The sequence below is a fragment of the Microbacterium sp. NPDC076911 genome (assembly GCF_040687125.1).
Lineage (GTDB): Bacteria > Actinomycetota > Actinomycetes > Actinomycetales > Microbacteriaceae > Microbacterium.
The window spans coordinates 121462-144235 of record NZ_JBFBMP010000005.1; the positions used below are offsets into that span (position 1 = coordinate 121462).

The following is a 22774-nucleotide window of genomic DNA, read 5'->3' on the forward strand; positions in this document are numbered from 1 at the left end:
TGCGGCGCCCGGCATCGCAGTAGTGGGAAGTAGGCTGGGCGAATGTCGACACCATCGCCGTACGTGCCGCCGCAGCCCCCACCCGGATCACCACGCGCGGGCTACACTCAGCCGGCCTACTCGCCCCCCGTACAGTCGTCTGACATGCAGTCGCCTGATGTGCAGCAACCTGCGTATGCGGCAGCGCACCCGTCGATGAGCCCCGATGACGAGAAGATGTGGGCTACTCTCACCCACCTCGGCGCCCTCTTCTTCGGCTGGATCGTTCCGCTCATCGCTTTCTTGATGATGAAAGATCGAGGACCTTTCGTACGGGAGCACACTGCAGCTGCGCTCAACTTTCAGCTCACAATGGTTATCGGCTACATCATTGGCGTGCTGCTGATCATTGCGCTTGTCGGCTTCGTCATACTGATCGCCCTGCCCGTTCTCAATCTGGTGTTCTGCATCGTTGCCGCAGTCAAAGCAAACAGAGGTGAGTGGTACACCTACCCGCTGACCATTCGTTTTGTGAGCTGAGACTCACCCGACTCCGCGGATTGTGGAGCCCCCCTTGCGGGCCGTGGCCTCCTGCGTGAGACTGCTCATGGAAACACTTTGGGGAGTGACCGACATGGGGGACAAGCGATGAGAGTTCGTCTATTCGTAGCCGCATCTGTGCTGGGGGCATCGGCGCTGGTGATCACCGGTTGCGCAAACCCGCTTGAGCAACTGGTGCAGGGCGGGATTCAAGAGGGAATCGAACAGGTCGTTGAAGAAGCAGCGGGCGGCGACGTCGACTTCGACGTCGATGCTGGTGGAGGCGCGAGCGTTCCCGATAGCTTCCCCTCAGACGTGCCGCTCCCACCCGGAGACCTGATGGCATCGTTCTCGGCTGCTGGCTCGTATCAACTGACCTACTCGATCGATAGCCTCGACCAGGTGTCGGCCTTCGCTGACTCGCTGATCGCCGACGGTTACGAAGTCGTGTCAGAGAGTGACATGGGCGAAATGAAGATCTGGGCGTTGCAGAACGACAAGTGGCTAGTCACGCTGGGTTCTTTCGACGCAGAAGGTGAATCTGGCCTCTCATACACGGTGTCGCCCGTCGAGGGCTGACCGCAAACCGCTATAAACCGCCGCGTTCTCGAAGCTGACGGCGAGTGAGAGGAGCGGTCTTCTCGTCAGTGTCAGTAGGCGCGCTTTCGTCTTCTTCCACCCAGGGTGCGTGGTGAGCGCGCTCGAGTGCCGCACCCTCGACGTCGACGTTCGGAATGATGTGATCGAGCCACTTCGGCAGCCACCATGCCGATCGGCCGAGCAGATGCATGAGCGCTGGCATCAGCAGCATCCGCACCACAAAAGCGTCAATCAGAATGCCGAACGCGAGCCCGAACCCAATCGAGCGAATCATGGTCGAGTCGGCGAAAATGAACCCGCCGAATACCGCCACCATGATGAGCCCGGCCGCGGTGACCACGGCGCGCCCCGCACGCAGGCCACGCATCACCGCGAGGCGGGCAGGCGATCCGTGCACGTAGGCCTCACGCATGCCCGTCGAAAGGAACAGCTGATAGTCCATCGCGAGCCCAAAGAGAATACCCACCAGAATGACCGGTAGGAAGCTCAGAATCGGGCCGGTGCTGTGCACGCCGATCAGCTCGGCGCCCCAGCCCCACTGGAACACTGCAACCGTTGCGCCGTAGGTGGCGAACAGCGACAGGATGAAGCCACCCGTCGCGATAATCGGCACGAGCAGAGACCGGAACACAACGATCATGATCAGCAGTGACAGGCCAACCACCACGGAGATATAAAGCGGCAATACGCTCGAGAGATTTTCGGAGATATCAATATCGATCGCTGCCTGACCGGCGACACCCAGCGGGTATTCGTCGTCGACCGGAGGCATCTCACGAAGATCTCGTACTAGCTGTTCGGTTGACTCTGAGTTCGGCCCCTCAGCGGGCAGCACCTGGAACGCGGCGAGAGTGCCGTCATCTGACACTGCGATCGGCGCGACGGCGACTACCGAGTCCACCTCTGAGATCGCGGTCGCGATGTCGAGCTGCGCCTGCAGCTGCTCTTCTTCGTCTTGGCCGGTAGGCAGCTCTGCGGTAACCAGCAACGGACCGGTTGCGCCTTCGCCGAACGCTTCGACCGTCAGCGTGTGTGCGCGATACGCGGAGGATTCTTCGGGCTCGCTTGAACCGTCTGGCAGCCCCACCCGCATTGATAGCGAAGGAATCGCGATCACCAACAGCAAGACGATGGCTCCGGTGGCAGTCAGCACAGCGCGCCAGGTCTTCATCGGCCGTGCGTTTGTGTCTTCGTGGTGGATGCGACCCACGCGTGCACGCGCGCGACGGTTGAGCACGCGCATACCCGCCAAGCTGAGCAGCGCGGGGGTGAGCGTCACTGCGATCACAACGGCGACCAGCACGGCGAACGCCCCAACCGTGCCCATCAGGCCGAGGAACGGAATGCCGGTGATGTTCAGTGCGAGCAATGCGATGATCACGGTCGACCCCGCAAATGTCACGGCGTTCCCGGCGGTGCCGTTGGCGAGGCCGATCGACTCGCTCACCTCGGCGCCCTCGAGCAGCTGCTTGCGGTGGCGGTTGATGATGAACAACGAATAGTCGATACCGACGGCGAGACCCAGCATGATGCCCAGCACGGGGGTAACCGACGACATCTCGACGACGCCTGAGAGCGAGAGAGCTGCGAGCACTGAGATCGCAACGCCGACGAGGGCGGTGACGAGCGGCATTGCGGCGGCAATCACCGTGCCGAGCATGACCAGCAGAATGACGCCGGCAAGCACAACACCGGCAATCTCGCCGGGCCCGACGAGGGAGGGCACCGATTCGGCGAGAGTGGTAGAAAACGCCACTTCGACGCCGTCAATGGGTGAGTCCTCGAAATAGTCGATGACGCTGGTCTTGGTTTCAGGCGACAGTTCGAGCTGAGGATCGTCGAACGCGACCGTCACGAGTGCCGTTGCGCCGTCATCTGAGACAACGCGGATGTCTGAGGCGAGATCAACAAGCGCAGCGCCCGTCTCGAGCTGTTCTGAGCCGTCGGTGAGCTCATCTTGCTGCCCGTCGAGGGCTAGCTGTTGCGCGGCGATCTCGGCACGGGTGGCATCAATCTCGGCCTGCTCGGCGTCGAGCTGTGCCTGCTCGGCATCAATTGCGGCGATCTCTGCGTCCGACGCGTCGCCAGCTTCAGCCTCTTCCCTGGCCGCAGCGAGTTCTGCCTGGCCTGCGTCGAGCTGCGCCTGGCCCTCGTCGAGTTGGGAAATTCCTGCTTCGAGCTGTGCCTGCCCGTCGTCGATCTGGGCCTGGCCATCTGCGATCTCAGCGCGGCCGTCATCGATCTCTTGTGCGCGGTCTGCTCGCTCTTGTTCTGAGAGGAAAGGGTCATTGACCTCAGCGACGCCGTCTACATCTGCTGCACCGGCCGCGAGCTCGCTGATCTCAGCTTGCTGTTCTGCAGTGAACGCGTCACCGCTTTCGCTGTGAAACACCACGGTCGCGCTGGCTCCAGCGAAGTCAGGAAGCTGTTCATTGAGCTGATCAATGACTTCGCCCGAAGCTGTGTCAGGAACATCGAAGCTCGTGGCGAGGCTGCTGTAGCCCACAGCAAAGGCCACACCCGCGAGGGCGAGAATGGCCACCCAGCTGACGATTACCAGCCATGCGCGCCGGGCCGAAGCTTTGCCGAGCCGGTAGAGCAGTTCTGCCATGTTGTGTGGTCCCCTCGTCGACCGCTGTCGCGGCCGTGGGCCAGCCTACGATATGCAGATGCATGCGGACAGTTCAGTCAGCTGCTCTCACCTAGAATTGATGGATGCTGATGCTCATCAGCATCCTGCGATTTCGCACTTCCCCTCCCGACCATTGGAGCCACCATGGCCGAACAGTCCCGCCTCGACAAAGTCATTGCCCTAGCCCGACACCGCGGTTTCGTGTTTCAAGCGGGTGAGATCTACGGCGGTTCGCGCTCCGCGTGGGACTACGGCCCACTCGGCACCGAACTTAAAGAGAACATCCGCCGGCAGTGGTGGCAGACGTTCGTGCGCGGGCGCGGCGACATGGTCGGTCTTGACTCGTCGATCATCCTGCCCAAGCGCGTCTGGGAGGCCTCCGGCCACGTAGCAACGTTCACCGATCCGCTCGTTGAATGCTTGCAGTGCCACAAGCGCTTTCGCGCCGACAACCTGATCGAAGACTTCGAAGCGCGCAAGGGCCGCAAGGCTGAGAATGGGCTCGCTGACATCCCATGCCCCAATTGCGGCAACAAGGGTCAGTACACCGAGCCGAAGGCCTTTTCGGGCCTGGTGAAAAGCTACCTGGGGGTCGTCGATGACGAATCGGGGCTGCACTACCTTCGCCCCGAGACCGCTCAGGGCATCTTCGTAAACTTCTCAAACGTGCTCACCGCGTCGCGCAAGAAGCCGCCCTTCGGCATTGGTCAGGTCGGAAAGGCGTTCCGAAACGAGATCACGCCGGGAAACTTCATCTTCCGCACCCGCGAGTTCGAGCAGATGGAGATCGAGTTCTTCACGCCTCCTGCCGAAGCAGATGAGTGGTTTGACCACTGGGTCGAGGCTTGTTGGAGCTGGTTCGTCGATCTCGGCGTGAACCCCGACAACATGCGCCGCTTCGACGTTCCAGAAGACGACCGCGCACATTACTCAACAGGCACGATCGACGTCGAGTATCGGTTCGGCTTCACCGGCAAAGAGTGGGGCGAGCTTATGGGCGTCGCCAACCGCACCGATTACGACCTCAGCAGTCACACCGAAGCGTCGGGCCAGAGCCTTACGTACTTCGACCAGGCTTCCGGCGAGAAGTACATTCCGTATGTCATCGAACCATCGTTCGGCCTCACTCGAGCGATGATGGCGTTCTTGGTCGATGCGTACGACGAAGAGTCTGTGCCGAACGCCAAGGGCGGTACAGACACGCGCACAGTATTGCGCCTCGACCCGCGCCTCGCGCCGGTGAAGGTTGCCGTTCTGCCGCTCAGCCGCAACGAGCGCCTGTCGCCGCTGGCACGCGAGGTCGCAGACACCCTGCGCAACCGCGGGTGGAACATCGATTTCGACGATGCCGGTGCGATTGGTCGCCGCTACCGTCGTCAAGACGAGGTCGGAACGCCATTGTGCGTCACTGTCGACTTCGATTCGCTTGACGACAATGCCGTGACCGTGCGCGATCGCGACACGATGGCGCAGGAGCGCATTCCGCTTGACGCGCTTGAGACGTACCTCGCAGATCGACTCAAGGGCGCCTAGCGCTGCAGTGACAAAAATCGCCTGCCGCAGCTTGTTGAGCTGCGGCAGGCGGTTTTTATAGGGTCGAGTTGCGGGGCCTTCGGTCGCGATGGACGACTAGGCCTGCGGTGACTTCTCGGTCGCCGTGGCGGCACCCATGTCAGCCGTGGCGGCACCCATGTCAGCCGTGGCGTCTGGTGTTCTCCTAGTGTTCTCGTCTTCGCGGAACCCCTGCGCAACGCCCCGACCTGTGGCTTGCCCCTGGATGATGTCGCGCAGGTTGATGCCCGTGGCCGCCTCGACTGCATCGAATGTTGCCCGCATCCCGGCTGCTGACTCGCCGGCGATGTGCTGCGACGCACCGGCTCCGCCGAGCACCGTGATCGAGCCGACCTTGTCGAAGCCTCGAGCGAACTCGGTCATCATGGGCACGAGAGCCTCGAGAGCGCGCTGTGCGAGGAGAGCTTCTTGGTTGCGTGAGAGCGCTTCAGCTTCGGCCTCGATCGCTTTGGCCCGTGCCTCACCGGTGACACGCACTGCATCTGCTTCTGCCTCCGCGCGAAGGCGTGTGGCCGCAGCTTCTTGCGCTGCGATCTCCGCGCGCGCTTCGGCAGCCTTGACTTCGCCATAGGCGTCAGCGTCGGCAGAGCGTTGCCGCTGGTAGAGGTTGGCGTCGGCGACCTTCTTGATATCAGCGTCGAGCTGTGCTTGCTTGTTCTCGGCACCCTGCAACAGCACCGCCTGCTCGCGTTCGGCGCGTTCGAGCGCCTCAGCCTGATCGGCCTCCGCGCGGGCTCGTCCGACTTGAGCGGCGGCGGCGGCCGTGTTGCGGTCGTAGGCGGTCTGCTCGATGAGGTTGGCTTCGTCGGTGGCGAGCTGGCGAGCCTTGACCTCACGAGCGGCGTTAATGCGCGCAACATCGGCTTCACGCCGCACACGTTCGACTTCGCTGGCGCCAAGCGCATCGATGTAGCCGTTCTTGTCGGTGATGCCCTGAATTTGGAACGAGTCGAGAATCAATCCCTGAGACAGCAGATCGTGCTTGATGCCCTCGGCGATCTGGTCAGACAGCTTCTGGCGGTCCATCATCAGCTGCTCAACGGTCAGCGTTGCCACCACACCACGCAGCGCACCTTCGAGTTGCTCGGTGGTGAACTGCTCGATAGCGGCGTCCTGCGACAGAAAGCGCTCAGCAGCGCGGCGCACAAGTTCGGGTTCGGAGCCGATCTTGACCAACGCGACGCCGTTCACGTTGACCGTGACACCCGTGGAAGACTGTGCCGTCGGCTCGATCTTGATCTGACGCGCACGAAGCGAGATCATCTCGGCACGTTGCGTGAGGGGATTCACCAGAGCGCCGCCGCCCGTGATGATCGCGATGCGCGATGACGAGCCGCCGACGCCCTTCTGCGTGCGACCCACCACTACTAGGGCTTGGTCTGCCTTGGCAACCTTGTACCACGAGCGCACGAAGATGAGCAGGATGGCCAAGACGATAGGCACCGCAACGACGATGCTGGCGATGAGCACAATGAGGCCCCCGCTGGCAATGAGATCCACTACGTTCCTTCCAGGTTGAAGCTTCGTTCTCGACGCTACCCGCTAGAGCACACCCCAGGGCGAACGTAGCGAAATCTGTCGATGAAGGCTCAGATTGGCCTACATTGCTTGGATCGCCTCACGCGCGGTGAGGGCGCAAACTCATCCCGTCACTTCGAGCGACGCGTAGGAGGTGGTGCCGTTCATCACATCGGTGTACGCGCGCTCGAGCATTGTCCTGAGCACAGACTCGTCGACCTTCTCAAGATCCTTCACGTAGAGGCACGCCACGCTCGAGGTGTGGGGCCCAAGATCAGCCATTGCGACAGCGTGTCGCTCGAGTGCGTCGAAGTAGATCGTGGATGCGGCCCTGCGAGGCGCAAACGCCAGGATGGGCATATCGCCCTGATTGCCGGTCGCGTAGCGGTAATGGCAACTGCCGAAGCCGATTATCGTTCCCCATAGTTCGGGTTCACGACCGCTGATCTCGCGCATCAGTGAGACGAGAGTCTCTGCGTCACGGCGGCGAACCGCGGGAGTGACTTTTGAAATGAACTCGTCGACGCTCCCGCCTGTCTTGTGCACTTCAGGCCTTTGCTAGTTTCGCCGCGGCCTTCATGGCCCGCTTGTGCTCGCGCACCTTCGTCAGCGACTCGGCAGAGACGATGTCGGCGACACTGCGAAACGAACCCTCGTCGCCATAGGGAGTGGATGCTTCGCGCCAGCCGGCGCCCTCATAGCCGTATTGCTTGCCAAGCAGTGCGAGAAAGATCTTCGCTTTCTGCTCCCCGAATCCCGGAAGCGCCTTCAATCGTTTGAGCACGGTCGCGCCGTTGGGCGCTGAATCGGAGCCAGGCTCCGGCCGCGTCCAGATAGCGCTGGCATCGGCATCCCACTCTTCGGTGATTGCCGCGCACAGCGATTGCACACGCCCCGCCATAGAACCGGGAAAGCGGTGCACCGCCGGGGTCTTCTTGAACTGTTCCGCAAAGGCTTCTGGCTCATAGCTGGCAATGCTGGCGGCGTCCATTGATCCGACGCGCTGCGAGATCTTGAGCGGACCGGCGAAAGCAGTTTCCATCGCAATCTGCTGGTCGAGCAGCATGCCGATCAGCAGCGCGAGTGGAACCTCGGTGAGTAGTTGGTCGGCGTCATCGTCGCCGGTGATGTGAAGGCCCATGCGCTCTAGTCTTTCATTGCGGTGGGAGGATAAGCAGGTGGCAGATTCTGAAGGTGCCTTCAACAACCTCGTTGCGCACGCGCACGACGCACATTTCGTGGTCGTGGGCGGCGGGATCGCTGGGCTGACGTTCGCCTATGAGTGCGCGAAGGTGGGAATCGCGGTAACGCTCTTCGAGAAAGACGACGAACTGGGCGGCACGATCGCTTCGGCTGAGCTAGATGGCGTGCGTATCGACACTGGCGCAACTTCATGGCAAGCCAAGAGCACTGCCATGAGTGACCTCATCGCAGGACTCGGGCTTGAAGACCGGGTCATCGCACCCGCGAAGGAACAGGTGTGGATCGCTGATCCCACTCGGGGGTGGGCGGCTCCCTTGCCCGCTGACACCGTGCTGGGCATCCCCGCGAACACCTGGGATGAGTCAGTGCGACGCGTCATCGGCTGGGGTGGCACGTGGCGTGCCTACCTCGATCGATTGCGCCCACCGCTCACCATCGGGGTTTCGCGCAATCTCGGCGCCCTGGTGCGCTCGCGGATGGGCGAGAAGGTGCGAGATCGCCTTGTGGCACCGCTCACATTCGGACGCTTCGCCATTGCCCCCGAAGACGTCGACGTTGATATCGCCGCCCCGGGTCTGAACACCGCACTCACCCGAACCGGCTCACTGGGCGGTGCTGTCTCGGATTTGCTCGTTGACCGCAGGCGGGGAGCTTCGATCGCCAGCCTGGACGGGGGAATGTCGCCGCTCGTTCACGCGCTGCGCGCACGGCTTACTGAACTTGGTGTCGTGATACACACCGGTGCGACGGTGACAGCTGTCGAACGCGCGAAAGACGCGCACTGGCAGGTACATGTTGAAACCGCCGAGGATGATGCTTCTGCATCATCCTCGCGTGTCGATACGGCCACCGTCGTGGTGCTTGCGACTCCAGAGTTGATCAGCCGCGACCTGGCAGCCCATGCGCTGGGGCGGCCCCTCGCGACCGACCCGTCAACCACGCACAGTCGCGAGGTTGTGACCCTCGTTCTCGCGGCCCCAGCGCTCGACGCCGCTCCGCGGGGCTCTGAAGTGTATGCGGTGCCCGGATCTTCTTCGGCGTCGGGAGTAGTGCACCAGACCGCGCGCTGGGACTGGCTTGAGAGTGAGACCGATGCAGGGCGCCACGTGGTGAGTGTGTCATTTGACACCGATGGCGACCCCGCGGGCATGACCGACGATGAGCGTCGCCGTAGCGCGCTAGAGGCAGCATCAGCGCTCTTGGGCGTCGCGCTCAGTGAGGCGCACGTGCGCGGGATGCATCGAGCGCGCTTCGTGCTTGATAGGCCGAGATCCACCCGCGATCACGCTGAGCGGAGCGCAGGCGTAAGGTCGGATCTCGCTCAGACGACCAACCTCGTTGCGGTGGGGGCGTGGCTATCGGGCAGCGGGCTCGCGCAGGTCGTTGCAGATGCCGTGAGTGAAGCGGATCGAATTCGAAGCGCGGTGCTGTGGGGCGACACCGGTCCTAATTAGTGGATCATCCGGTGTTCACGCAACCCCGGATGCTCCGATTGGCATATAGGGCTACTCTGGACACACCAGTAGGCGCATCACCGAGCTTAAGGAGGCCCCATGAGAGGCAAATCAGGACTCGTAATCGGCCTGGCCGTCGGATACGTACTCGGCACACGTGCCGGACACGAGCGCTACGAACAGATTAAGACTCAGTGGCTTAAGCTCTGGCAACTCGACGTTGTTCAAGACCAGGTCACAAAAGCGACCGACTTCGCAAAGTCTTCGGCAATGGCGTTGCCGAGCACCCTGTGGGATTCAGCCGTCAAGGTGGCCAAAGCGGCGTCGTCGAATGGCACCCCTGGCTCAAAGCTCGATGCGGTCATCAAGGCGAACCAGGATTCCGCCGCAGATGTCGCCAAGGCTGCCGAAACGACGGCTACCGCCGTCAAAGAAGCAGCCGAAGATGCAGCGGATGAGGTTTCAGGCGCCGCTGATGAAGTAAACCAAGCCGCCAAGAAGTCAACTCGCAAGCGCACCGGAGCCTAATATGCCCACGCCTCGTGGATACCGCGACCGTGCAGACGACAGTTTTCTGTCGCTGCTCGGCGACCTGCCCGAACTGATTCGAAACCTGGTCATCGCCGAGGTCGATGCAGCGAAAACGTGGGCGTCACGAGCCGCGCAGGATGGCAAGTGGGGTGCGATCTGGGTTTTCATCGCCCTGTTCTTCCTGTTCTGGTCTATCCCCGTTTTCGGCACGTACCTCATTGCAGGTCTGTCCTCGTGGTGGCCGGTGTGGCTGTCAGCGTTGACCATTTTTGTGGTGATGATCCTCGCCACCGTCTTGTTTGCATTGCTCGGATTCATGCGATTCCGCAACATGGTCAAACGTCAAAATCCGGTTCAGTCGATCAGCAAAGACATCAAGGAGATGAGCGATGAGCTCTGACGCGCCACAGATCCTGCCGCGCACCGCAGTGCCCAACGGGCTGGTTGATCCGGTCGAGAAGGCTCGCGCCGAGCTCAAAGCAGCCCTCGCCGCGATCGAGATCAAGGGAAATGTTCCGCGGCGACTGGCCGACCGTCTCGACGAGGCAGCGCTGAAAGTGAAGAAGGCTCAGCAGACAAACCCCGAGCGCGTCATGGCGGTGGCTGTTGCTGGTGCGGTGACCGTGGGCGTTGCGGTGTGGGCCGTGGTGAACTCGATCACCCGCTGACGTATCGTCTCGATCACGTTGTCGGGCTTTGCTGAAATGAACCGTGCACTCACGGGGTATGCTCAGGAAAGGCAGTGCAATGGTGCGAAATGCTGCCGATAGTGCGCAATCCCGATTCAGCTGCGCACGTCGGCTGCTCGAACTTATCGTGGGCGGTCGACTGCACCACGAGAGTCAAACCCCATGAAACCAGTGACACAACCGATACACACTAAGCCTCTGGCCGGCTGGCGCGTTCTCGTGCCTCGCGGCGGCCCGTGGGGCGACGGTGTTGCCGCAAACCTGCGCAAGCAGGGAGCTGTGCCCGTTATCGCCCCGCTGATCAACTTCGCTCCGGCCGACGATCAGGCTGCGCTTGAGAAATCGCTGGCTGATCTTGCAGAGGGTCGGTTCGAGTGGCTCACTGTCACGAGCGCGACCACAGTCGACGTGCTTTATGCCTATCGTGCGAAGATTCCCGCGACGACCAAGATCGCAGCGGTGGGCGAGACGACGGCGGCGGCGCTGATCGCGGTCGGGTACAACGTCACCCTGGTTCCTGACGAAGACAATTCCGCCGCCGGTATGGCTGAGCAGATCCTGGCTCTGGAGACAGAACCGCGCGAAATCCTCACGCTGCGCAGTGAAATCGCAAAGCCTGTGCTCACTCGAATGCTCAAGGCGGCTGGGCACAAAGTGCGAAGCGTTGTGGCTTATCGCACGGTCGGCGTTCCGGTGACCGATCGCATCGCCGAAGACGTTCGCTCTGGCAGAATCAACGCGATTCTGATCACTAGCGGCTCGGTAGCCACTCAGGTCTACGAGCAGTTTCCTCACGTTCCTGACTCGACGGTAATTGCCGCGATCGGGCCGCGCACCGCGAAGGATGCACGCAAGGCTGGCCTGGGAGTCGACGTCATTGCGCAGACGCAGACCGTCGACGCACTGATCGAAGCCGTCGGCAGATTTCCACTTCCCCACGCGGCGGACGAATTCGCCCCGTGACCGCGCCAGCGCGAGTGGTCGTACTTGCGGGCGGAGTGGGGGGCTCGAAATTCGTGCTCGGCGTCAGAGACGCACTTCTTACGCGCGGCATCGCAGACACGACTTCTGCACTGACAGTTGTCGCAAATACCGGCGACGACTTGTGGCTATCAGGCGTGCGCTTGCAGCCTGACGTCGATTCGTTGACCTATGCCCTTGCTGGAGTCAATGACACCAAACGAGGATGGGGTCGCGCGGGTGATACCGAACGCGTGAACGCTGAGCTTCAACAGTGGGGTGCGGGTTGGCCATGGTTCACTCTCGGTGACCTCGACCTCGGTACCCACCTCGCGCGCACTGGCTGGCTGCGCGACGGGCTCACTCCGACACAAGTGCTCGAGCGCATGTCATCGCGGTGGCAGTTGGGTGCACGATTGCTGCCCATGACGGACACCGAAGTCGACACCATCGTCGAGTTCAGCGACGCCAGCCGCATGCACTTTCAAGAGTGGTGGACGCGCCATAGAGCAAGCCTCGCCCCGGCACGGTTCAATAACCCCAATATCGACAGAGCCAGACCGGCGCCGGGAGTCGAAGCGGCGATCGCCGAGGCCGATATCGTGTTGCTCGCTCCTTCGAATCCGGTGGTATCGATCGGGCCGATTCTGGCTGTGCCCGGCATGAGTGATGCGCTACGTCAAACGTCTGCGCCGGTCGTTGGGGTGTCGCCGATCATCGGCGGTCGGGTGGTTCGCGGTATGGCTGATGTCTGTCTCAGCGCGATTGGCGTTCATACGTCTGCCGCGGCTGTCGCCGCGCTCTACGGGGCGCGATCTGAAGGCGGGGTGCTCGACGCATGGTTGATCGGTGAGGAGGACTTGGCCGAGAGCTCAGCGGTCGAAGAGCTAGGCATTAGATCGGTCGTTGCTCCGCTTTGGATGAAGGATGCTGCGACCTCAGCGGCACTCGCTGAAGCAGCCATTTCGGCTGTGAGTATCTGACGTGCCCGAGCTGTCGAGCATCGCGTGGACTCTGCTGGCAATTGCCGCAGTGACGGTGGGCGTCTCAAAGACCGCTGTTCCAGGGGCGAGCACCATCTCCATCGCGATCTTTGCGGCTGTGTTGCCCGCGAAGGCATCCACCGGTGCGCTTCTCCTCTTGCTGATCGTGGCAGACGTCTTTGCGGTTCTGATGTACCGGCGTTCGGCAAATTGGTCGGCGTTGCTTCGCCTCGCGCCGGCGGTCGTGGCTGGGCTGCTGCTGGGTGTCGGGTTTCTATATCTCGCGAACGACCTGTGGGTAAAACGAACCATCGGCATCATCCTTCTCGCAGTGATCACGATCACGCTGCTGCGCCGTCGAATGCAGACCACGGTGTCTGCCGCAAGCCCTCACCGTGTTGCGGCCGCAACGTATGGCACACTCGGTGGGTTCACGACCACCGTCGCCAATGCTGGCGGACCGGTGATGTCAATGTACTTTCTTGCGGCACGGTTCCCGGTCAAAGAGTTCCTGGGTACGGCCGCATGGTTTTTTGCCCTGGTGAACCTCGCGAAATTGCCGTTCTCCATCAGTCTTGGTCTGGTCACGCCGTCGGTGTTGCTACTTGACCTGGTGCTGGTGCCACTCGTGGTTGTCGGTGCCCTCGGCGGTCGCTGGCTCGCCAGCCGACTGAACCAGCAGGTCTTCGATCGCCTCGTGATTGGTTTCACGATAGCTGGCGCCCTCTACCTGCTGTTCTCTCCCTGAACAGCCCTCTGGGCCAGCACCGACGCGGTGCGTGGGCCAACTCCCAAGCGCTGAGCTAGTGCAAGGTGTTCGGCTGTGTCGACATCGCGGCGAAGAGATGAGTCTTCGGGCACATCGAGCGGGACGTGCCGCAGAGCAAGGTGTTTCGCGAACGAGCCCTCACCGAAAGCTGTCTTCCAGTCCGAGCCCGCTTGCATCGTCACCAGCGTTGACCCGGTGCCGTCCACATCCGCGACTACCCCTCGAGCGATGGATGCGGCACTGTTGAGCGTCCGCTCAAGATCAGGCGATTGCAGGGCCGGCAGGTCGGCGAGCAGCGCTGCGCGCAGCATCCCATCGGGAATAGTTTTTACACCACGTTCGATGGCCTGATTCAGTCCACCGGCATCGCCCTCGTCGACGAACCGCAGCTGTGGAATATCGCCAGCGTGTATGGCCAGCGTGGGGTCGTCAGTGACCACGACAATGCGCGCGACCACATCACAAGCGGCTACGGCGGAGATCGTGTCGAGCGCGATGGCACGGGCCAACGCCACGCGGTTCACGTCCGGTACGTCAAGACGCGATTTGCCACGTGTCGCAGCCTTTACGGGAATCACGACCGCCCACCCGCCCCGCGAGTGGTCACGGGTCACGAGGCGAACCGGGCGCGCAATCTCGGCAGAATCTCAGCGCCGTACATCCGCAAGAATTCTTCCTGGTCGTGCCCAGGATCGTGGAAGACGAGGTGGCGGAAGCCAAGGTCGACATACTGAGCTATACGCTCGACGTGCTCGTCAGGATCGGTCGAGACGATGAAGCGAGAGGCCGCGCGCTCGATGGGCAATTCTGAGGCGAGTCGCTGCATTTCAACGGGGTCGTGTACGCCCATCTTCTCTTCTGGAGATAGGGCGAGCGGAGCCCAGAACCTGGTCTTTTCGAGCGCGGTGGCGTGATCCGGGTGATACGAGACTTTGACTTCCATCAGCGTGTCGATCGAATCAGCGTCGCGGTCGGCCTTCGAGAGCCCGTCTTTGAGCGCGGGCAGCAACGTTTCGGAGTAAAGGGCAGGGTCTTTGCCGCTGGTCGTGATGAACCCATCGGCGATACGGCCCGCAAGGCGCGTAGCGGCCGGGCCCGCTGCACCGATGTAGATCGGCACCTTGTTCTCAGGGGAAGGGCGGTCGTAGACCGTGGCATCTTTCACCGAATAGTAGGTGCCGTCAAAGGTCACCCGCTCGTCAGCCCACAGTTTCTCGATGAGCGTGATGGCCTCTTTCAAGCGCTGAAAGCGTTCGGGCGGTTCGGGCCACTCGAGGCCGAGCGTCACTTCGTTGAGGGCCTCGCCGGTGCCGACGCCGAGCACGATGCGACCCGGGTACATCACACCGAGCGTCGCAAAGGCCTGCGCGATGACGGCCGGGTGATAGCGGAAAGTGGGGGTGAGTACTGAGGTGCCCAGCACAACTCGTGAGGTGCGCGCGCCGGCGGCGCCGAGCCAGGGAAGCGCGGCGGGCGCGTGGCCGCCATCGTGCATCCAGGGCTGAAAGTGGTCAGAGAGAAATACCGAATCAAAGCCCATCTCTTCAGCGAGAACGGTGAAGTCGACCAACTCGTTCGGGCCAAACTGCTCGGCGGAAGCTTTGTAACCGAAGCGCAGGGGAACAGTCATGATGGTCCTTTCTCGGTGCGCACATCTGCGCGTGTAGTGACATCGACGAACTCTGAGCCATCTGCGCGGGCGAGTCGCGCGCGGAACGCGTCGACGGTGCCGGGCCACAGCAACGTAAGCCGCCCTGAGCGATCGTCAACGTACCAGTTGCGGCAGCCGCCGACCATCCAGGGGGTGGATGCTGCGGCCTCGGAAATCTCTTCGGTATAGGACCGCTCGGCGGCCGGATCGACTCGAAGGACCCCCGAACGAGATCGCACCAGGCCGCGCACCGCGTAGGCGGCCTGCTCCTCGATCATCAGCACTGACGACGAGTGACCGAGCGCGGCGTTGGGGCCGTCAAGGACGAACATGTTGGGAAAACCTGCCACGACAGTCGAACCGAACGAGGTCATGCCCGTGGACCAGTGCTCGTCGAGAGTTGCCCCGTCTTCCCCCGTAACCAGCTCCGCGTATGGCTGACTGGTCGTGGCGAAGCCCGTTGCAAGCACCAGCGCATCAGCGTCGTATGCTGCACCGCTTGCTGAGACGAGAGTGTTGCCGCTGATGGATGTGAGCGCTGACGGTTCGAGCGTGACCGCATCTGAGGCGACGGCGGGATAGAACTCGTCCGAGAGCAGCACACGTTTGCAACCGAAGTCATAGCCGGGGGTAAGCGCCGCTCTCAGTGCAGGGTCTGCGACCTGTGAGGCGAGGTGGGCGGTCGCGATGGCCTGAGCGGCCGCGGCAGCCGCAGCATCCCCTGATCGAGACGCGAAACGCGCTTCGCCCTCTGCATACAGTTCCGCGCGCAGGCGGGCCAGTTCTGCCGGTCGAGACGCGAAGCGTGCGCGTTGATCGTCGGAGTAGGGCACCGCGCCGCGTGGCACGATCCACGCTGGTGAACGCTGAAACAACGTGACGTGTGCCGCTGTGCGCGCGAGTTCTGGCACCAGTTGAATCGCGCTGGCTCCCGTGCCGACGACGGCTACTCGATGTGCAGCGAGATCGGCCGAATGATCCCAGCGTGACGAATGGAAGATCGGGCCCGTGAACGAGTCGAGTCCATCGATGTCAGGGATTGATGGCTCTGTGAGCCGGCCGCAGGCCAGAACGAGAGCTTTCGCAGCGATTTCGGAAGCTTGAGTGGTGATGCGCCAAAGCTCGGCTTCAGCATCCCACTCGGCCTGCAGCATTGCCGTGCGCAGCTGCAGACGCTCACCAAGTTTCTCTGTGCGGGCGACCGATTCGAGGTAGGCGCGGATTTCGCTGCCCTGCGCATAGAGGCCCGACCAGTCGGGATTGGGATGACTGGCGAAGCCGTAGAGGTGTGCGGGCACGTCGCAGGCAACGCCAGGGTAGGTGTTGTCACGCCAGGTGCCTCCGACTGAGGCGGCGCGCTCGAGCACGACGAAATCGTCGATACCGGCGCGTCGAAGCGCAATCGCCATCCCCAGCCCTGCGAAGCCGGCGCCGATGATCGCCACATCGTGGGTGACCGTCATCGTGCCACCTCGCGGTAGTCGGTAGTGCGTTGGCGAAAAGGTCGAAAGAGGCGTGCGGTCATTGCCCGTGCCTCTTGCACGGCGAGCTCTTGACCACATTCGATGCCGGCTTCTGGCTTCACTCTTCCATCGAGCAACGTGCCGCCCAGATCGTCGCCCCCCGAGCGCAACAGGACGGCCGAAACGTCACGGCCCACGCGGGTCCACGGAATCTGAATATGCGGGATGCTGCCCGAGAGCATCAGACGAGACACCGCGACCATCGCTCGATGCTCGTCAACAGAGGCGCGATCGGCGACTAGAGACACCCCACCAGCAGGCCCCGGCAGGGGGATGGGAACGAACTCGGTGAAGCCTCGCGTATCGTCTTGAATCTCACGAAGCTGGCGCAGGTGTTCGACGCGTTCGGCCGCCGTTTCAACGTGGCCGTAGAACAGCACCGAGGTGGAATGGAATCCGGCGCGGTGTGCAGCGGTGATTCCTTCAACCCACCGGTCAATCTCGAGGTCGCCGGGTGCCACGAGTGCACGGACGCGCTCGTTCATGACCTTCACCCCGGTGCCCGGGACGGTGTTGACCCCGGCATCTTTGAGTGCGGCGAGGGCACCGTGAAGGCCTAGTCCGCCGCGGTCAGCCAGGTCGAAGACGTCTTGAGGACGATAGGCGTGCAGGTGCAGATCGGGCGCAGCGCGTCGCAGCGATCGCACGAGTGCGAGGTAGTCGTCAGGGTCGTTCTCTGTCGGCAGTAGTCCCTGCACGCAGATCTCGGTGGCGCCGAGTTGCGCGGCATCGACAGCGATCGCTGCAGCATCGTCAAGAGTGAACGTCGCCGGGTCATTCGAGGCCACCGCGCGCAACCCGCTGGAAGTGAGGTTGCGGTTGACGACGAGGCTTACTGCCTCACCCACGGTGTAGCGGCGCACATCATCGGCGGCGGCCGTCAACGAATCAAGGTCTGCGCCGGTGGCGCGAAGGAGCGTTTCCCACTCGGCGTTGTCAAGCGCCAGCGGCTCAGACGCCGCGGTTTCGGCGAGCTGGCGAACCGAGCTGCCTCCCGGGGCTCGTCTCGGTGTTCGAGGCGCTTTCGCGGCAACTGTCTGATTTCTCGTTGCATCTTGCGCGAGACCCGTGCGAGGATCCGCGAGGGCGGCCACCGGCTCTAGCATGGCCGAATCAAACCAGGTCTCGCTGTCGCGAATGAACTCGGGGTGAGCCGTCAAGCGCTCGTGCAACGCGAACCCCAACTCGGCCGTGCGCGTCGCAAGATCGTCAAGGTGCGGCCAGGGGCGCTCGGGATTGACGTGATCTGCTGTGAGCGGAGATACCCCGCCCCAATCGTCAGCCCCGGCGCGCACGAGTAGGTCGAACTCCGCGGTGTCAGAGAGGTTGGGCGGCACCTGGATGCGCATGGCCGGTCCCATCACGAGGCGCGCCGTCGCCACGGCTGCAACGTACTCAACAAGCTCCGCGTCTGGCGCTCCTTGCATGGCGGTGCGGGGCTTCGCGCGGAAGTTCTGCACGATCACTTCTTGCACATGGCCCTGACGTTTTCCATCGTCGCCGGTGACCATATGAGCTTCGTGTGCATCACGAATCGCAATCAGCGACTCCGCACGGTCGTGCAGCGTCTCGCCGATGCCGACCAGAATGCCGGTGGTGAACGGAACACGTTCGCGCCCTGCGTCTTCGATCACCGCCAAGCGCACGGCCGGGTCTTTGTCGGGAGAGCCATAATGCACCTGCCCTGGCTCTTCGAAGAGGCGGCGAGAGGTGGTCTCGAGCATCATGCCCATGGAAGGCGCGGTCGAACGCAGCTTCTTGATCTCGTCCGCGGCCATCACACCCGGATTCAGGTGCGCGAGCATTCCGGTTTCGTCAGTGATCAGGCGAGCGATGTGACCGACATAGTCAATCGTCGACGCGAAACCGTGTTCGTCGAGCCAGGCGCGCGCCTCGGGCCAGCGGTCTTCTGGGCGATCGCCCAGGGTGAGCAGGGCCTCTTTGCAGCCCAGAGCCTGCCCTTGCCGCACAACGGAGAGGACTTGTTCGGGAGACATGAACGCTGGTTTGCTCTTTTTCAGCAGTTGCCCCGGGGTGTCGACGAACACACAGTAGTGGCAGCGGTCACGGCACAGTGTGGTGAGAGGAACGAAGACCTTGCGCGAATAGGTGATGATCCCGCTTCTGCCCGCGTCACGCAGTCCTTGGTCACGAAGTGAGCCTGCGAGCTCAAGCAACACGTCGAGGCGCTCGCCGGTGGCGGCGAGGAGAAGCTCGGCCTCGACGGCGCTCAGGCGTTCGCCGTTGCGCGCGCGCTGGATCGCGTTGTGGAACGACGCGGGTAGCGCCTGCGGTGGTTCGAGCAGGGTCACCGAACCAGTCTTGCACCGCCCAAGGCGATCCGGTTCGCCAGATCGTTGTCTTCCTGAGAGAAAACGCGACAACTTTTTCGTGCGACGCTGGCAGGATAGATGCATGGTGACTCTGTTCCTTGACTCAGCGCGACTCGAAGTCGTGCTGAGCGGCGCGGAGCGACTCATGGCTTTCTACAAAGGAAACGTCGCGATCGAGCGGTCGACGATCGTCAAAGTGCAGCTGATCGACGATGCCTGGATGTGGCTTCGCGGAGTGCCGAGTCCTGGAACACATCTGCGGGGCGTCGTGGCCATGGGCACGTGGCATTCGACCACGGCAGATGACTTTGTGGTTGTCCGCCGGCACCGCCCAGGAGTGGTCATCGATCTCGAAGGGCACCCAGAGTTTCAGCGCGTCGTGCTCACAACTCGGCACGGGCTAGAGCTCGTGCAGTCGCTTCGAGTCGACGCCGGTGACGAGCGCACCGAGGTCACGGTCATCGCGGCTGAGACGGGAACGATTCCCACTGTTGCCGCAAAGAAGCCCCGTGCTCGCAAACCCAAAGCTCCGGTCGCTGATCCCGGGGCCTAGGCCGCGGGTCAGCTCACGTCACGACGCCAGCTGAACAACGCGCCAAGCGCGAGTAGCGCGGTTGCGTATCCGAGTAGAACGAGCCCGCCAGCCCACCATTCCAGGCTGCTCACCGCACTGCCAGCGGCCGCCATCGTCAAGACGCTAGCGCCGACGAGAGCATCACTGGCCGCACCCGGCAGATACTGCGTAAACGCCGTCATGCCCTCGACGAAAGCCGCGGCGGTACGCGCAATCGGCTCAATGAACTGGGTGAACACCAGAACTCCAACGATTGCACCCACCTGGTTGCGCACAAGCGAGCCGACACCGATCCCTACGAACACCCACAACAGGGTGGCCAGCATCATCCGGCCGATCATCGCCCAGGTGTCGGCCACATCGAGTTCGGTGTCGAGGCCGTATGCGGCAAGGAGCGCGGCCGACGGGCCCACGGCCGAGATCACTCCCAACGCTCCGTACAGCACACCGAGCGGCACGCTCGCGATCAGCTTCGCCCAGAGCACGCGGCCTCGGCGCGGGACCGCGAGAAAAGTGGGAGTGAGTGTCTTGTGGCGAAACTCACCGGTGACCAACAGCGTTCCGATCAGCAGCGGAAAGACATACCCCAACGAGGTCGCGGCGCTATACAGAACCTGGGCGATATCGGATTCGGGTAGCTGCGGCGCTTCACCCGGCAGCGAGCCCGACGCAGACGCCGCAAAGACGAATCCGAGGGCCCCGGCGCTTGAGCCGACATAGAGCACGAAGACGATCGCGAGGACCCACCACATCGAGGTGGAGAACTGCTTCGTGGTTTCGGAGCGAGTGGCCGCAATCAGACTCATGGTTTTGCCTCACCATCGTCTTGGCGCGAGTGTTGGCCCGCGTCGTCGAACGAGGAGAAGAAGGCATCAGCTTCTTCATCAGCGTCGGTGCGGACATAGTCTTCCCACGGGCGATCATCTTCGGGCGGTTGCGGTTGCGGTTGCGGTTGCGCTTCTGGCTCTGGCTCCGCGTGCGGGTCGAGCTGCGGGTCATGCTCTATGGCGGGGTCTGGGTGCGTATCTACGTCTGCCAGTGGCGTGCTCGGCTCGACTTGCACGTCACGTGCCGGTTCGGGTTGGGTGTCGATGCGGGGTGCCCCGGCGTCCACCCCGGCGATGATTCCGTCAGCGCTTGGGTGCGTGCGCGTGCCATTTGCGAGCTCGAGGAATACCTCTTCGAGCGCCGGACCGCGCCGGTGCAGCGACGACAGCGCGATACCCGCATTCGCGGCAATCTGGCCGACCTGGGAGCCGTCAAGTCCAGAGACTGTCAGGCCGCCGCGTAGCACGTCGAAATTCACCTTCGCCGCGCGGAGTGCGTCGGTGAGTGCGGGGCGATCCGGCGAATCGACGACTGTCGTGTATTCCGATGGGTCGGCGAGGTCGTCCAGTCGGCCCTGAAAGACGAGCCTCCCTTGCGAAATCATCACCAGCGCATCGACGGTCTGTTGCACTTCGGCCAGCAGATGTGAAGAGACGAGCACCGTGCGCCCCTCGCGCGCGAGCTGTCGCAGGAATCCTCTGATCCACTTGATCCCCTCAGGGTCGAGTCCGTTGGTCGGCTCGTCCAACACGAGCACGCCAGGATCTCCCAGCAGGGCGGTGGCGAGACCCAACCGCTGCCTCATGCCGAGGGAATAACCGCCCGCGCTGCGCCCGGCAGCATCCGAGAGTCCAACCAGGTCAAGTATCTCATCGACCCGTTTCTTGGGCAACCCTGCCGCGCGGGCGTAGACAAGAAGGTGATACGCCCCAGAACGTCCAGGGTGAAAACTTGAGGCCTCAAGCACCGCGCCGACCGTCTGCAAAGGATTCGCTAGCGATCGGTACACACTGCCGCCGATTGTGGCGGTGCCCTCGCTGGCACGGACCAGGCCGAGCAGAATGCGCAAGCTGGTGGTTTTGCCGGCGCCGTTCGGCCCGAGAAATCCGGTGACTTGGCCGGGTTCTACGCGGGCAGTCAGCCGTGAGACTGCGGCGATGGTGCCGAAGCGCTTAGTGAGCCCCGAGAATTCGAGCACCTGTCCATCCGGCATGCGAACCCTCTCGTCGTCGTGAGTGCTTCACCATATCTTTGCGGAAAGTTCGCCATCCGTGCGCGAAAATGTCGCTCGACCCGTCTTTACTGTGCGAGAGACAGGTGATTCTGAACGTACTCGTGCAAGCGACCAAGCTCCCGCGGGTAGGGTGTCGCTCGTGAGCGAAGCGTCTGAACCCAGTGTGATCACCCAGACTCGAGCCGGCGTGGGCCGTCTTACCCTCAACCGGCCGAAGGTGATCAACGCCGTCGACATCGGCATGGTGCGCGCCTTGGCGAAGGTGCTCGACGACTGGGAGAGCGACACCGACGTCGAACTGATTGTGATCGATGGCGCGGGTGATCGAGGCCTGTGCGCGGGCGGCGATATTCGCGATCTGTCTGCGCGGGTGAGCTCCGGGGCGATCGACGATGCAGCCGAGTTCTTCCGTGCTGAGTACGCGTTGAACGCCCGCATCGCCGAGTACCCGAAGCCGATCATTGCTTTCGCCGATGGAATCACGATGGGCGGGGGTGTCGGAATCGCGGGTCATGCTCGCTTGCGAATCGTCACCGAGCGCTCGAAGTTGGCAATGCCTGAAACCCGAATCGGCTTCACGCCCGACGTAGGCGGCACGTGGCTGTTGTCGAGGGCTCCCGGGCGAATCGGCGAGTTCTTGGCGCTGACGAGCGGGGTGATGGATGCTGCTGACGCCCTCTATGCCGGGTTCGCCGACCAATTGGTGCCCGCAGATCACTTGCACGCGCTCTACGACGCGTTCGAAACCCGTGCGGACCCCGCCAGCCCTGCCGAATTGGTGCTGCTCTTTGATGAAACGGCTGCGCCTTCGAAGCTCGAAGCTGCGCGCGGGTGGATTGACGAGGCATTTTCGGCTGACACTGTCGCTGACATTATCGCGCGACTGCGCGAGCGCACCGAGGATCATGCGGCCGCAACGGCTGACCTTCTGGAAGAGCTTTCGCCGACTGCGCTCACTGTGACGCTGGCGTCGGTGAGGCGTGCGCGCGAACTTGGAAGCCTGCGGCAGGCGCTCGAGGCAGAGTACGGACTCGTGCTCTGGTTCGCTTCCACGCAGCCCGACTTGGTTGAGGGAATCCGCGCGCAGGTGATCGACAAAGACCGAACCCCGCGCTGGCAACCCGCTTCGCTCGACGAGATTGACCCCGGCATGCTCGAATCCGCTCTCAACTATCGCCCGACCGCGGCGCTGTGGAGCTGA

The 22774-nt window shown here is 62.7% G+C and carries 22 protein-coding genes; 12 read left to right on the forward strand and 10 right to left on the reverse strand.

Translation table 11 applies throughout. The annotated features are described in order from the left end of the window. Window positions 1–42 precede the first annotated feature (42 nt). Together AB0O81_RS09515 and AB0O81_RS09520 are read left to right on the forward strand one after the other, a co-directional pair. The gene (locus AB0O81_RS09515) at window positions 43–519 is read left to right on the forward strand and encodes a DUF4870 domain-containing protein (RefSeq protein WP_363583599.1); all 477 of its coding nucleotides are present in this window, start codon (window positions 43–45) and stop codon (window positions 517–519) included. Between the two features lie 108 nt (window positions 520–627). Then, window positions 628–1098 (forward strand): hypothetical protein, encoded by a 471-nt coding sequence (locus AB0O81_RS09520; protein WP_363583601.1) that lies wholly within the window; start codon window positions 628–630, stop codon window positions 1096–1098. 10 nt (window positions 1099–1108) lie between these two features. Here the strand turns inward: AB0O81_RS09520 and AB0O81_RS09525 are convergent, their stop codons facing one another. Then, on the reverse strand, window positions 1109–3730 hold the full coding sequence (locus tag AB0O81_RS09525) for an MMPL family transporter (protein WP_363583603.1): 2622 nt from the start codon (window positions 3728–3730) through the stop codon (window positions 1109–1111). Between the two features lie 165 nt (window positions 3731–3895). Here AB0O81_RS09525 and AB0O81_RS09530 point away from each other — a divergent pair, with 165 nt between their 5' ends. Further along, a complete protein-coding gene (locus AB0O81_RS09530) occupies window positions 3896–5284 on the forward strand; it encodes a glycine--tRNA ligase (protein WP_363583605.1) in 1389 nt (462 codons plus the stop codon). A 96-nt stretch (window positions 5285–5380) separates the two neighbouring features. Here the strand turns inward: AB0O81_RS09530 and AB0O81_RS09535 are convergent, their stop codons facing one another. The 3 genes from AB0O81_RS09535 to AB0O81_RS09545 form a co-directional block, all read right to left on the reverse strand. Further along, on the reverse strand, window positions 5381–6823 hold the full coding sequence (locus tag AB0O81_RS09535; protein ID WP_363583607.1) for a flotillin family protein: 1443 nt from the start codon (window positions 6821–6823) through the stop codon (window positions 5381–5383). Window positions 6824–6964: 141 nt separating this feature from the next. Beyond that, window positions 6965–7387 carry a DUF1801 domain-containing protein gene (locus AB0O81_RS09540; RefSeq protein ID WP_363583609.1) on the reverse strand — a complete coding sequence of 141 codons (423 nt, stop codon included), beginning with the start codon at window positions 7385–7387 and terminating at the stop codon, window positions 6965–6967. 1 nt (window position 7388) lies between these two features. Then, window positions 7389–7982: an HhH-GPD-type base excision DNA repair protein gene (locus tag AB0O81_RS09545; RefSeq protein ID WP_363583611.1), complete on the reverse strand. Its 594-nt coding sequence runs from the start codon at window positions 7980–7982 to the stop codon at window positions 7389–7391. A gap of 37 nt (window positions 7983–8019) precedes the next feature. Here AB0O81_RS09545 and AB0O81_RS09550 point away from each other — a divergent pair, with 37 nt between their 5' ends. The 7 genes from AB0O81_RS09550 (at window position 8020) to AB0O81_RS09580 (ending at window position 13409) form a co-directional block, all read left to right on the forward strand. Then, entirely contained in the window at window positions 8020–9498 is a 1479-nt protein-coding gene (locus tag AB0O81_RS09550; RefSeq protein ID WP_363583613.1) for an FAD-dependent oxidoreductase, read from the forward strand. A gap of 99 nt (window positions 9499–9597) precedes the next feature. Then, window positions 9598–10026 (forward strand): hypothetical protein, encoded by a 429-nt coding sequence (locus AB0O81_RS09555; RefSeq protein WP_363583615.1) that lies wholly within the window; start codon window positions 9598–9600, stop codon window positions 10024–10026. A 1-nt stretch (window position 10027) separates the two neighbouring features. After that, window positions 10028–10429 carry a phage holin family protein gene (locus AB0O81_RS09560; protein WP_363583617.1) on the forward strand — a complete coding sequence of 134 codons (402 nt, stop codon included), beginning with the start codon at window positions 10028–10030 and terminating at the stop codon, window positions 10427–10429. Continuing rightward, window positions 10419–10697, forward strand: a complete 279-nt coding sequence (locus AB0O81_RS09565) for a hypothetical protein (RefSeq protein ID WP_363583619.1) — start codon at window positions 10419–10421, stop codon at window positions 10695–10697. The genes AB0O81_RS09560 and AB0O81_RS09565 overlap by 11 nt, the downstream gene beginning before the upstream one ends. Window positions 10698–10880: 183 nt before the next feature. Continuing rightward, window positions 10881–11681 (forward strand): uroporphyrinogen-III synthase, encoded by an 801-nt coding sequence (locus AB0O81_RS09570; RefSeq protein ID WP_363583621.1) that lies wholly within the window; start codon window positions 10881–10883, stop codon window positions 11679–11681. Continuing rightward, window positions 11678–12661: a 2-phospho-L-lactate transferase gene (gene cofD, locus AB0O81_RS09575; RefSeq protein ID WP_363583623.1), complete on the forward strand. Its 984-nt coding sequence runs from the start codon at window positions 11678–11680 to the stop codon at window positions 12659–12661. Before AB0O81_RS09570 ends, cofD begins: the two co-directional genes overlap by 4 nt. A gap of 1 nt (window position 12662) precedes the next feature. Further along, window positions 12663–13409: a sulfite exporter TauE/SafE family protein gene (locus tag AB0O81_RS09580; RefSeq protein ID WP_363583625.1), complete on the forward strand. Its 747-nt coding sequence runs from the start codon at window positions 12663–12665 to the stop codon at window positions 13407–13409. Here the strand turns inward: AB0O81_RS09580 and cofC are convergent. Genes cofC through cofG form a run of 4 tightly spaced genes read right to left on the reverse strand, consistent with a single transcriptional unit; the run spans window position 13388 to window position 18916 of the window. After that, the gene (gene cofC, locus AB0O81_RS09585; RefSeq protein ID WP_363583627.1) at window positions 13388–14044 is read right to left on the reverse strand and encodes a 2-phospho-L-lactate guanylyltransferase; all 657 of its coding nucleotides are present in this window, start codon (window positions 14042–14044) and stop codon (window positions 13388–13390) included. The genes AB0O81_RS09580 and cofC overlap by 22 nt on opposite strands. Further along, window positions 14041–15060: a glucose-6-phosphate dehydrogenase (coenzyme-F420) gene (gene fgd / locus AB0O81_RS09590; RefSeq protein WP_363583629.1), complete on the reverse strand. Its 1020-nt coding sequence runs from the start codon at window positions 15058–15060 to the stop codon at window positions 14041–14043. Before fgd ends, cofC begins: the two co-directional genes overlap by 4 nt. Beyond that, entirely contained in the window at window positions 15057–16544 is a 1488-nt protein-coding gene (locus tag AB0O81_RS09595) for an NAD(P)/FAD-dependent oxidoreductase (protein ID WP_363583631.1), read from the reverse strand. The genes fgd and AB0O81_RS09595 overlap by 4 nt, the downstream gene beginning before the upstream one ends. After that, a complete protein-coding gene (gene cofG, locus AB0O81_RS09600; protein WP_363583633.1) occupies window positions 16541–18916 on the reverse strand; it encodes a 7,8-didemethyl-8-hydroxy-5-deazariboflavin synthase CofG in 2376 nt (791 codons plus the stop codon). The genes AB0O81_RS09595 and cofG overlap by 4 nt, the downstream gene beginning before the upstream one ends. A 103-nt stretch (window positions 18917–19019) precedes the next feature. On the opposite strand from cofG, the gene AB0O81_RS09605 reads away from it, so the two are divergent. Next, window positions 19020–19490, forward strand: coding sequence for a hypothetical protein (locus tag AB0O81_RS09605; RefSeq protein WP_363583635.1), 471 nt, complete (start codon window positions 19020–19022; stop codon window positions 19488–19490). Window positions 19491–19498: 8 nt separating this feature from the next. Here AB0O81_RS09605 and AB0O81_RS09610 read toward each other — a convergent pair whose 3' ends face one another. Together AB0O81_RS09610 and AB0O81_RS09615 are read right to left on the reverse strand one after the other, a co-directional pair. Further along, the gene (locus AB0O81_RS09610; protein WP_363583637.1) at window positions 19499–20317 is read right to left on the reverse strand and encodes an ABC transporter permease; all 819 of its coding nucleotides are present in this window, start codon (window positions 20315–20317) and stop codon (window positions 19499–19501) included. Beyond that, complete coding sequence (locus AB0O81_RS09615) at window positions 20314–21552, reverse strand: ABC transporter ATP-binding protein (protein ID WP_363583639.1); 1239 nt, start codon at window positions 21550–21552, stop codon at window positions 20314–20316. Before AB0O81_RS09615 ends, AB0O81_RS09610 begins: the two co-directional genes overlap by 4 nt. 160 nt (window positions 21553–21712) lie before the next feature. On the opposite strand from AB0O81_RS09615, the gene AB0O81_RS09620 reads away from it, so the two are divergent. Then, complete coding sequence (locus AB0O81_RS09620; RefSeq protein ID WP_363583641.1) at window positions 21713–22774, forward strand: enoyl-CoA hydratase/isomerase family protein; 1062 nt, start codon at window positions 21713–21715, stop codon at window positions 22772–22774.

What these genes read in the sequence shown, in the direction of transcription:
- AB0O81_RS09515 (WP_363583599.1), top strand. Translation starts at nt 43, where the DNA reads ATGTCGACACCATCGCCGTACGTGCCGCCGCAGCCCCCACCCGGATCA.
- AB0O81_RS09520 (WP_363583601.1), top strand. Translation starts at nt 628, where the DNA reads ATGAGAGTTCGTCTATTCGTAGCCGCATCTGTGCTGGGGGCATCGGCG.
- AB0O81_RS09525 (WP_363583603.1), bottom strand. Translation starts at nt 3,730, where the DNA reads ATGGCAGAACTGCTCTACCGGCTCGGCAAAGCTTCGGCCCGGCGCGCA.
- AB0O81_RS09530 (WP_363583605.1), top strand. Translation starts at nt 3,896, where the DNA reads ATGGCCGAACAGTCCCGCCTCGACAAAGTCATTGCCCTAGCCCGACAC.
- AB0O81_RS09545 (WP_363583611.1), bottom strand. Translation starts at nt 7,982, where the DNA reads ATGGGCCTTCACATCACCGGCGACGATGACGCCGACCAACTACTCACC.
- AB0O81_RS09555 (WP_363583615.1), top strand. Translation starts at nt 9,598, where the DNA reads ATGAGAGGCAAATCAGGACTCGTAATCGGCCTGGCCGTCGGATACGTA.
- AB0O81_RS09560 (WP_363583617.1), top strand. Translation starts at nt 10,028, where the DNA reads ATGCCCACGCCTCGTGGATACCGCGACCGTGCAGACGACAGTTTTCTG.
- AB0O81_RS09565 (WP_363583619.1), top strand. Translation starts at nt 10,419, where the DNA reads ATGAGCTCTGACGCGCCACAGATCCTGCCGCGCACCGCAGTGCCCAAC.
- AB0O81_RS09570 (WP_363583621.1), top strand. Translation starts at nt 10,881, where the DNA reads ATGAAACCAGTGACACAACCGATACACACTAAGCCTCTGGCCGGCTGG.
- fgd (WP_363583629.1), bottom strand. Translation starts at nt 15,060, where the DNA reads ATGACTGTTCCCCTGCGCTTCGGTTACAAAGCTTCCGCCGAGCAGTTT.
- AB0O81_RS09595 (WP_363583631.1), bottom strand. Translation starts at nt 16,544, where the DNA reads ATGACGGTCACCCACGATGTGGCGATCATCGGCGCCGGCTTCGCAGGG.
- AB0O81_RS09605 (WP_363583635.1), top strand. Translation starts at nt 19,020, where the DNA reads ATGGTGACTCTGTTCCTTGACTCAGCGCGACTCGAAGTCGTGCTGAGC.
- AB0O81_RS09610 (WP_363583637.1), bottom strand. Translation starts at nt 20,317, where the DNA reads ATGAGTCTGATTGCGGCCACTCGCTCCGAAACCACGAAGCAGTTCTCC.
- AB0O81_RS09615 (WP_363583639.1), bottom strand. Translation starts at nt 21,552, where the DNA reads ATGCCGGATGGACAGGTGCTCGAATTCTCGGGGCTCACTAAGCGCTTC.